Genomic DNA, 7,749 nt, shown 5'->3' with positions numbered 1-7,749 from the left:
GCCATATACGGCCGCCCGCCCCGGTACTTTCCACCGCTGTTTCCGTCAAACGGAGAACTTCAGCTGATCGCCTTGATCAGTTCGCCGTTCGTCGTGTCGCCGCTGAGCTCCCAGAAGAACGTGCCGCCGAGGCCCTGCTGCTGCTTGTACTTCATCTTCCCGCCGATGGTGGACGGGGTGTCATAGCTCCACCAGTCGCTGCCGCACTTGGCGTAGGCGGTGCCGGCCACGGTGCCGTTCGCCGGGCACTTGGACTTGAGGACCTTGTAGTCCTCGATGCCCTGCTCGTACGTGCCGCCCGCGGGCCCGGTGGCGGTGCCGCCCGGCTCGGTCTGCGTGACGCCGGTCCAGCCGCGCCCGTAGAAGCCGATGCCCAGCAGCAGCTTCGAGGACGGGATGCCCATCTTCTTCAGCTTGGTGATGGTGGCGTCCGAGTTGAAGCCGTCCTTCGGGATGCCCTTGTACGCCGTGAGCGGCGAGTGCGGGGCCGTCGGGCCCTTCGCGTCCCAGGCGCCGAAGTAGTCGTACGTCATGGGGTTGTACCAGTCGACGTACTGTGCGGCGCCCGCGTAGTCGGCCTTGTCCAGCTTGCCGCCGCTGGAGGCGTCGGCGCTGATCGCGGCGGTGACCAGGCTGCTCTTCCCGAACTTCGAACGCAGCGCGGACAGCACCTTCTTGAGGGAGTCCTTGCCGCTGGTGTCACAGGTCAGACCGCAGTCGTTCGGGTACTCCCAGTCGATGTCGATGCCGTCGAAGACATCGGCCCAGCGCTTGTCCTTGACCAGGCTGTAGCAGGAGTCGGCGAACGCCGCGGGGTTCTTGGCCGCCTCGCCGAACCCGCCGGACCAGGTCCAGCCGCCGAACGACCAGAGCACCTTGAGGTTCGGGTGCAGCTTCTTGAGCTTGCGCAGCTGGTTGAAGTTGCCGCGCAGCGCGCCGTCGTCCCAGGTGTCGGCCTTGCCGTCGACGCTGGTGGAGGCGTCGTACGCGCGGTCGTAGTCGGCGTAGGAGTCGCCGATGGCGCACTTGCCGCCGGTGACGTTGCCGAAGGCGTAGTTGATGTGGGTGAGCTTGGCGGCGGAGCCCGACGTCTCGATGTTCTTGACGTGGTAATTGCGCTGGTAGACGCCCCAGTTGGTGAAGTACCCGACAACCTTGTTCCCGGCGGTCGCGTCCTGCCGCGTCTGCTTGTCCTGCTTGAGGGCGCTCACCGGGGCGCTCTGCGCGGCGCTCGCTTCGGTCTGCGCGGCGGCGGCCGGCTTGGCCTTGGCGGTGACGGCCGTGGGGACCATTCCCGCCGCGGCGCTGCCGGCGAAGAGGGTGGTGGCGAGCAGTGCCGCACCGGCGGCGGTGGCCGCGAACAGGGCGCGGGGGCGGTTTCCGTGCGGTCTGAGCATGGTTCTCCTCGGTGGGAAGGGGAGATGGGGGGTGTGCTGCTCAACTTGACATGAACGCGAACTTTGTTGCCTGAGGAACCGTAGATGGACTAGACCAGTGCGTCAATGGTTCGGACCAATTCCGTTCAGCCGCAGGCCATGACCGGTGAACCCGTGACGCGGGGCCTCCGATCGGGCATACTCCAACCCGCCGCAGCCGCAGGTCACACCCCTCCGAGACCCGGAGCGAGACCATCGGCGAGGCAGCACCACACGGCAGCATCCGCCACACCCCGCGCGCCCGCTGCCGTAGCGCCCGACAGGGAGGAGAGCACCGCCATGTCCCACCACGGCCCGCAGCCGGTGGAGCGTCAGCTGCCCACCGAAGAGGCCCGCGACCTGCTCGCGCTCGTACGCGAGATGGCCGAGCGGGAGATCCGGCCCAAGGCCGCCGAGGAGGAGGACGACGGACGCTTCCCCCGCGACGTGTTCGCCCTGCTCTCCCGGTCCGGGCTGCTCGCGCTGCCGTACGCCGAGGAGTTCGGCGGCGGCGGCCAGCCGTACGAGGTCTACCTCCAGGCCCTGGAGGAACTCGCCGCCGCCCGGCTCACCGTGGGCCTCGGCGTCAGCGTCCACACCCTCGCCTGCCACGCGCTGGCCGGCTTCGGCACCAAGGAGCAGCAGGCCGCGCACCTGCCCGCCATGCTCGGCGGGGGACTCCTCGGCGCGTACTGCCTCTCCGAGCCCGCGGCCGGCTCCGACGCCGCCTCCCTGCGCACCCGCGCCACCCGCGGCGGCGACACCTGGACCATCGACGGCAGCAAGGCGTGGATCACCCACGGCGGCGTCGCCGACTTCTACACCGTCCTGGCCCGCACCGGCGGCGAGGGCCCGCGCGGCATCTCCGCCTTCCTCGTCCCCGGCGACGCCGACGGCCTCACGGCCGCGCGGCCCGAGCGCAAGATGGGCATGAAGGGATCGCCCACCGCGGGCGTCCACTTCGACGGCGTCCAGGTCGGCGACGACCGCCGGATCGGGGAGGAGGGGCAGGGCTTCGCGATCGCCCTCTCCGCGCTCGACTCCGGCCGCCTCGGCATCGCCGCCTGCGCCATCGGCATCGCCCAGGCGGCCCTCGACGAGGCCCTCGCGTACACTGGCGGCCGTCGGCAATTCGGACGTCCCATCGCCGACTTCCAGGGCCTGCGCTTCATGCTCGCCGACATGGCCACCCAGATCGAGGCCGGTCGCGCCCTGTATCTCTCCGCCGCCCGGCTCCGCGACGCCGGGCAGGCCTTCTCCAAGCAAGCCGCCATGGCGAAGCTCTTCTGCACCGACGCCGCGATGCGCGTGACCACTGACGCCGTCCAACTGCTCGGGGGCTACGGCTACACCGTCGACTTCCCCACGGAGCGCTATATGCGCGAGGCCAAGGTCCTACAGATCGTCGAAGGCACCAACCAGATCCAGCGCATGGTCGTCGCCCGCCATCTCGCGGGCCCTGAATCACGCTGAACAGCCCCGGCCACGGGGCGGAAAGCAGCCCCGTATGCCAGCAACAGCAGCCGCCGCGACGGCGCCCGAGCCGGACACCGAGCGGTTCACCGTGATCACCGGAGGCCCCGGCGCCGGTAAGAGCACCCTGATCGACCGGCTGGAGCACGCCGGCCACGCGCGCACGCACGAGGCCGGCCGCGCCGTCATCCAGGACCAGACAGCCATCGGCGGCCGGGCGCTGCCCTGGCGCGACCGGGAGCTCTTCGCCGAGCTGATGCTCGCCGCGGACCTGCGCTCCCACCACCGCGCCGCGGGGGAGTGCGGGCACGTCTTCTTCGACCGCGGCATCCCCGACATCGTCGGCTACCTGCGGCTCGAAGGGCTCCCCGTGCCGCCCCATGTGCACGCCGCCGCCCAGCGGTTCCGGTACCGCCGACGGGTGTTCATCGCGCCGCCCTGGCCGGAGATCTACGCGCAGGACGCCGAGCGCAAGCAGTCCTACGAGACCGCGTGCCGCACGCACGAGGCGATGGCGGCGGCGTACCGCGCGTACGGCTACGAACTCGTGCCGCTGCCGCGCGCGAGCGTCGAGGAGCGCGTGCGGTTCGTGACGGAGGAGATCGGCCGGAACCCCGGCTGACGCGCTCGCGTACGGGCGCCTGTCAGCAGGTCAGCCGGGCGACCTCCGGCACCCGCTCCTCGGCCTTGCCCGCGGGCACGCTCGCGATGTCCTTCAGACCCGTGGCCGTGCCGATCACCACGACCGGCTCGCCGTGCTCGTACGCCCAGCGCCGCCCGGCCGCGACGCCCACCGCCGACGAGGGCTCGACGAACAGCCCCTGCGCGCCCAGCGCCCGGTGCTCCGCCATGAACGCGTCGGTGGGGACGCCGACCGCGCGGCCCCCGGACCGCCACAGCGCGTCCAGCCCCTGCCACACGGGCCGCGACTCGCCGAGCGAGAAGGCGGGGGACTGGCCCCGCTCCACCGTCGTGTGCTCCTGCTCGGCGCGGTCCGTGCGGGACAGGGCCGCGGTGTAGGGGGCCGCGGCGGCCGGCTCGGCGGCGACCAGCCGCGGCGTGCGCGACACCAGCCCGGCCGCCAGCAGTTCGCGGAAGCCCCGGCCGATGCCCGCGAGCAGATCCGCGCGGCAGGTGGGCACCACGACCGCGCCGATCCGCTCCCCGAAGTCCCGCGCGATCTCGTAGGCGACGCTCTTGTAGCCCTCGTTGGCAAAGGCGTTGCCGCCCGCCGGCGGTTGGGCGAACGTCGTCAGCGGATACCAGCCGAGCCGCTCGACGCCCTCGCGCATGGCGGCGTTGCGCGCCACAGCGTCGTCCCGCTCGACGCGCGCCGCGCCCAGCGCGTCGATCTGCGCGCGCAGCGGCTCGGGCACCTCACGGGTGGTGAAGACCACGCAGCGCAGCCCGGCCCGCGCGGCGTACGCGGCAGCCGCCGTACCCGCGTTGCCGGACGAGGCGGCCGCCACCGTGTCCGCCCCGGCGTCCAGCGCGGCGGCCACCCCGACGCTCATCGCACGGTCCTTGTGCGACCCGGTGGGGTTGGCCCCCTCGATCTTGACCCACAGCTCGCCGGAGTCCGAATCCGCCAGCGGCATGCGGACGTTGGGCGTGCCGCCCTCGCCGAGCGTGACGGGGCCGGCCGACACGGGCAGCGCGCCGGGCCAGCCCCACGGCCCGCCCGGATACCGCTCCAGCGACAGCCCGGACAGATCGGCGAGGGGCGGGGCCGCGTTGACCCCGAGCCCCTCGGCGGCGCACACGGGACAGCCGGTGAAGCCCGTTACGAGAACGCCGCAGCGCAGGCAGTGCAGGGAAGGTGTCGTCACAGGAGGCTCCCGGTTACGTGCGGGGAAGGACCGGACGCCTCATGCGGCTCGTAGGCCTCGTGCGTCGCGAGAGAAAGCGTACGGCGGCGAGGCGACGGATCGAGAACAGTCGGAATTCGGGAGTGGCGCGGGGGGCAGGGAGTTGCCACCAGGCGGAAGCGGCAACTCCGGTGCCCTGGAAGGCCGATCAGAGGCGCGGCCGCATCCGGGGCACCCGCAGCGGGCGGGACGCGGGGCCGCCGATGTGCGAGAACGGCTGCCGCCGCCAGTCCAGGCTCTCCGGCAGCGTCAACAGCAGCGTGGCGTCCCGCTCCTGGGTGCCGGGGGAGTCGTCGGCCGGGGAGGCGTCCGCCACGCCGCGCCCCGCGCCGGGGCAGACGGTGAGCCCGAACGGGTTCCACGGGGACGGGCAGAGCGCGTGCTCGGGCAGCACGTCCTCGTCCGCCAGCAGCGCGATCGGCGCCGCGCAGTCCGGGCAGACGACCCGGAACATCTCGTAGGTCTCGTAACTCGTGTCGATGGTGTCGGCGGAATTGCCGGTGTCGCCCGCATCGAGGCGTTCAGGGTTGGGCATGGTGGGATCTCCCCCTCAGATGGGCCGGTCAGGCGCCGTGGCCTCGACCACAGCAAGGATTTCCCTGGCGACCGCGCGGATAATCGCAGCGCGCCGATGGACACGGGTGAACGGATGTGGCGTTCGTCACATGACGCGAGCAGTTGCACGCCCGCCGACTGTGCCCGATCGCCTCCGACCCCATAAGGTGATCCGCTGTGGAGGAGCTGGACAGACAAATCGTGGAGCTGCTCGTCAAGGACGGGCGGATGAGCTACACCGACCTGGGCAAGGCCACCGGCCTGTCCACCTCGGCGGTGCACCAGCGCGTGCGCCGCCTCGAACAGCGCGGCGTCATCCGCGGCTACGCGGCCGTCGTCGACCCCGAGGCCGTGGGGCTGCCCCTCACCGCGTTCATCTCGGTGAAACCCTTCGACCCCAGCGCGCCCGACGACATCGCCGACCGGCTCGCCGACATCCCCGAGATCGAGGCGTGCCACAGCGTGGCGGGCGACGAGAACTACATCCTCAAGGTGCGCGTCGCCACCCCCCTCGAACTCGAACACCTCCTCACCCGCATCCGCTCCCTCGCCGGGACCTCCACCCGCACCACCGTCGTCCTGTCCACCCCGTACGAGGCCAGGCCGCCCCGCATCTGAACCGGCGGGACGCCACCCCCCCTGTAGGGGGCGGCCGCCCCGAGGGACGACACTGGGCGGGTCCGTACGCCGCACCGCGCCACGCGCGCGCCCGCGCGTGGCGCACACAGCGCGGACCCCGGACAAACGCCGCACAGGCGCGGCACACCAGCCGGCGCGGCCCGGCCCGAACGACACCACGAGGCGAAGAACCAGTGACCGAACCCACCCCCGCCGAGACCCCGAGCCGCACCGTCCTGCTGCGCGGCGGCACCGTCCACAGCCCCGCCGACCCCTTCGCGACGGCCATGGTCGTCGAGCGCGGCGGCGTCGCCTGGGTCGGCTCCGAAGGCGCGGCGGACTCCTTCGCCGACGGCGTCGACGAGATCGTCGACCTCGACGGAGCGCTCGTCACCGCAGCGTTCACGGACGCACATGTGCACACGACCGCCACCGGCCTCACGCTCACCGGCCTCGATCTCTCCGGCGCCCGCACCCTCGCCGACGCGCTGGAGCGGGTACGGGCCCACGCGAGCGCCCACGCGGCCGACCGCGTCCTGCTCGGCCACGGCTGGGACGCCACCCGCTGGCCCGAGGCGCGCCCGCCGTCCCGCGCCGAGCTCGACGCGGCCACGGGCGGCAGGCCGCTCTACCTCACCCGCGTCGACGTCCACTCCGCCGTCGTCACCAGCGCCCTTCTCGACCTGGTGCCCGGCGTCACCGGGCTGTCCGGGTACGCCCCCGACGAGCCGCTCACCGGCGCCGCGCACCACGCCGTACGGGCCGCCGCGCACGAGAGCGTCACCGCGGCCCAGCGCACCGCCGCGCAGCGCGCCGCCCGCGCCCACGCCGCCTCCCGCGGCATCGGCTCCCTCCACGAGTGCGCCGGGCCCGACATCTCCAGCCCCGAGGACCTCACCGGCCTGCTGAGGCTCGCCGCCGAGGAGGCGGGCTCCCGCGTCTTCGGCTACTGGGCCGAAGCCATCGCAGACGCAAAGGAAGCCGACCGCATCCGCGAGCTCGGCGCCATCGGCGCGGCGGGCGACCTCTTCGTCGACGGCTCCCTCGGCTCGCACACCGCCTGCCTCCACGAGCCCTACGCCGACGCGCCGCACACCGGTGTATCCCACCACGACGCGGCCGGCATCGCGGCCCACGTCGCCGCCTGCACCGAGGCCGGCATCCAGGCCGGGTTCCACGCCATCGGCGACGCCGCCGTCACCGCCGTCGTCGAGGGCGTGCGCGCCGCGGCCGAACGCGTCGGCCTCGCCCGCATCCGCGGAGCCCGGCACCGCGTCGAGCACGCCGAGATGCTCACCCCCGAGACCATCGCGGCCTTCGCCGAACTCGGCCTCACCGCCTCCGTGCAGCCCGCCTTCGACGCCGCGTGGGGCGGCGAGGACGGCATGTACGCGCAGCGGCTGGGCCGGGAGCGGGCCCGTACGCTCAATCCGTACGCCGCCCTGCTGCGCGCCGGCGTGCCGCTCGCGCTCGGCTCCGACAGCCCGGTCACGCCCCTGGACCCCTGGGGCACGGTGCGGGCCGCCGCCTTCCACCGCACCCCCGAGCACCGCGTCTCCGTGCGCGCCGCCTTCACCGCCCACACGCGCGGCGGCTGGCGTGCCGTCGGCCGCGACGACGCCGGGGTCCTCGTCCCCGGCGCCCCCGCGGACTACGCGATCTGGGAGACCGGCGACCTCGTCGTGCAGGTCCCGGACACCCGGGTCGCCGACTGGTCCACCGACCCCCGCTCCGGCACGCCGGGCCTGCCCGACCTCACCCCCGGCCGCCAACTTCCCCTCTGCGTCCGCACGGTGGTCGGCGGACGCACGGTGTACGAG

Annotated in this window: 7 protein-coding genes; 4 read left to right on the top strand and 3 right to left on the bottom strand. The window is 73.2% G+C overall.

Features of this window, described 5'->3' with window-relative positions; all coding sequences use genetic code 11:
• Positions 1-59: 59 nt before the first annotated feature.
• Positions 60-1,397: a glycoside hydrolase family 18 protein gene (locus tag ACFU99_RS25250; protein ID WP_384395662.1), complete on the bottom strand. Its 1,338-nt coding sequence runs from the start codon at positions 1,395-1,397 to the stop codon at positions 60-62.
• A gap of 318 nt (positions 1,398-1,715) precedes the next feature.
• Between ACFU99_RS25250 and ACFU99_RS25245 the strand changes: the two genes are divergently transcribed.
• The gene (locus ACFU99_RS25245; protein ID WP_384395658.1) at positions 1,716-2,888 is read left to right on the top strand and encodes an acyl-CoA dehydrogenase family protein; all 1,173 of its coding nucleotides are present in this window, start codon (positions 1,716-1,718) and stop codon (positions 2,886-2,888) included.
• Positions 2,889-2,922: 34 nt separating this feature from the next.
• Positions 2,923-3,510: an AAA family ATPase gene (locus ACFU99_RS25240; RefSeq protein ID WP_384395656.1), complete on the top strand. Its 588-nt coding sequence runs from the start codon at positions 2,923-2,925 to the stop codon at positions 3,508-3,510.
• A 22-nt stretch (positions 3,511-3,532) separates the two neighbouring features.
• Here ACFU99_RS25240 and ACFU99_RS25235 read toward each other — a convergent pair whose 3' ends face one another.
• Both ACFU99_RS25235 and ACFU99_RS25230 read right to left on the bottom strand, forming a co-directional pair.
• A complete protein-coding gene (locus tag ACFU99_RS25235; RefSeq protein WP_384395653.1) occupies positions 3,533-4,717 on the bottom strand; it encodes a pyridoxal-phosphate dependent enzyme in 1,185 nt (394 codons plus the stop codon).
• A gap of 187 nt (positions 4,718-4,904) precedes the next feature.
• The gene (locus ACFU99_RS25230; protein WP_384395651.1) at positions 4,905-5,291 is read right to left on the bottom strand and encodes a hypothetical protein; all 387 of its coding nucleotides are present in this window, start codon (positions 5,289-5,291) and stop codon (positions 4,905-4,907) included.
• A gap of 197 nt (positions 5,292-5,488) precedes the next feature.
• On the opposite strand from ACFU99_RS25230, the gene ACFU99_RS25225 reads away from it, so the two are divergent.
• Positions 5,489-5,929, top strand: coding sequence for an Lrp/AsnC family transcriptional regulator (locus ACFU99_RS25225; RefSeq protein ID WP_030882603.1), 441 nt, complete (start codon positions 5,489-5,491; stop codon positions 5,927-5,929).
• 194 nt (positions 5,930-6,123) lie between these two features.
• Positions 6,124-7,749, top strand: a 1,626-nt coding sequence (locus tag ACFU99_RS25220) for an amidohydrolase (protein ID WP_384395646.1), incomplete at its 3' end; no start/stop codon positions are given.

This window comes from Streptomyces sp. NPDC057654 (assembly GCF_042800135.1).
Lineage (GTDB): Bacteria > Actinomycetota > Actinomycetes > Streptomycetales > Streptomycetaceae > Streptomyces.
This window is presented reverse-complemented; position numbering and strand designations above follow the sequence as displayed.